This is a genomic window from Mesorhizobium sp. M7A.F.Ca.MR.176.00.0.0 (assembly GCF_004023165.1).
In the GTDB taxonomy this organism is placed as follows: Bacteria; Pseudomonadota; Alphaproteobacteria; order Rhizobiales; family Rhizobiaceae; genus Mesorhizobium.
In genome coordinates this window covers 526-1,878 of the sequence record NZ_RZTC01000262.1, presented here as the reverse complement: position 1 = coordinate 1,878, position 1,353 = coordinate 526, and the positions used below count along the sequence as shown (strand labels likewise).

The following is a 1,353-nucleotide window of genomic DNA, read 5'->3' as shown; positions in this document are numbered from 1 at the left end:
GTCTCAGCGCCGGAGCGTCCACTGCGGCAAACAGTTCGGCCCGGCTCATGCCATAGGGCCGCATGATCCGCCCATTGAGACCGGCGACCAGCTCACCGATCGCCTGATTGAGTTCAACCAGGCTGAAGAAGCGGCGGTTGCGAAGGCGCGCCAGCACCCATCTCTGGGCAATTTGGACCGAAACTTCGACTTTTGCCTTCTTTCAAGTCCAGGACTGCAGTTCGTGCTGACACTCGAGCGCGTATAGAGTTCGAGATCACGCACCCGTTCCATCCGTGGCGCGGCCAGCGCTTCGTGCTGTCGACCCGCAAGCAGAACTGGGGCGAGGACCCCGTCATGTTCTACGACGCGGCGGGACGACTTCGCTCGCTGCTTGCGTCATGGACGGACGTCGCTGAACCCGATGTTTTCATTCAGGTCGCGGCCGGTCGGTCGTTCGTGCGTCCAGATGATCTGGCAACCCTGGCGGCGTTGATCGAGCAAATCGAGCGCAGCCATGGCGGCTGAACCCGTGTCAGGCAATTTATGCCGCATGTGTCAACCTAATTATGCCGCGGCATGCCGGATACACCGTCGTTCCAGTCGCCGATTTTACTCGCATTGTCCGGGTCTGATCGGTATGGCAGTTGCCTCCATTAGATTGACACGTTCTCTATCGAGGCGTAATTTGATTTACACACAAGCAAGGGGATATACCATGCCCAACCAGACCAAACGCGATCGACTGCGCCAGCTCGGAGCGCTCAACACGCGCCCCGAAGCCGTCCGCGCACCCTGGTTCCGTGAATCCAGCTTCTTCGATCCTCTCGACCTCGTGCAGGTGAAGTACGAGATGCTGCGTCACGTCCACGAGGATGGCGTCAACAAAGCCGATGCCGCCGCGCTTTTCGGTCTGTCGCGGCCCACCTACTATCAGGCCGAGGCCGCGTTTGAACGCGAGGGCATTGCCGGCCTGCTGCCGCGCACGCGTGGGCCAAAGTCGGCCCACAAGCTCACCGACGAAGTTATGCAGCTCATCGAGCAGAACCAGCACACGGGTGCTCCGCTGCAGGCGCGATCCCTGGCGCAACTGCTGCATTCGACACTCGGTCTCAGCGTCCATCCCCGCAGCATCGAACGCGCGATGGCCCGTAAAAAAAACGGTGAGCCCCATGCGCGCACCCCGCTGCTGCCGCATGGCTGCAAGGATTTCTACGAGACGCTGCGCGCCGCCGTCCTATGCGGCCAGGCCTGCATCAAGGACATGGGCGCCATCGTTTTTCATGGCTTTTGGCAAGGGCTGGCGGTGCTGATCGCGGCCCCTCAGCCTTCCCCGTCGGTGCATCGGCTGCCCGAACCGCCGCCCACGGCTTC

At 61.7% G+C, this 1,353-nt stretch carries 2 protein-coding genes and 1 pseudogene; 2 read left to right on the top strand and 1 reads right to left on the bottom strand.

Annotated features, from left to right (window positions below):
* Nucleotides 1–199: pseudogene (locus EOB59_RS34590) on the bottom strand (IS21 family transposase); the annotation flags it as partial.
* Between the two features lie 56 nt (nt 200–255).
* On the opposite strand from EOB59_RS34590, the gene EOB59_RS34585 reads away from it, so the two are divergent.
* Nucleotides 256–507 carry a DUF5372 family protein gene (locus EOB59_RS34585; RefSeq protein WP_164895850.1) on the top strand — a complete coding sequence of 84 codons (252 nt, stop codon included), beginning with the start codon at nt 256–258 and terminating at the stop codon, nt 505–507.
* Between the two features lie 190 nt (nt 508–697).
* Nucleotides 698–1,353 (top strand): helix-turn-helix domain-containing protein (locus EOB59_RS34580; protein ID WP_245486888.1); only part of this gene is annotated, 656 nt, incomplete at its 3' end.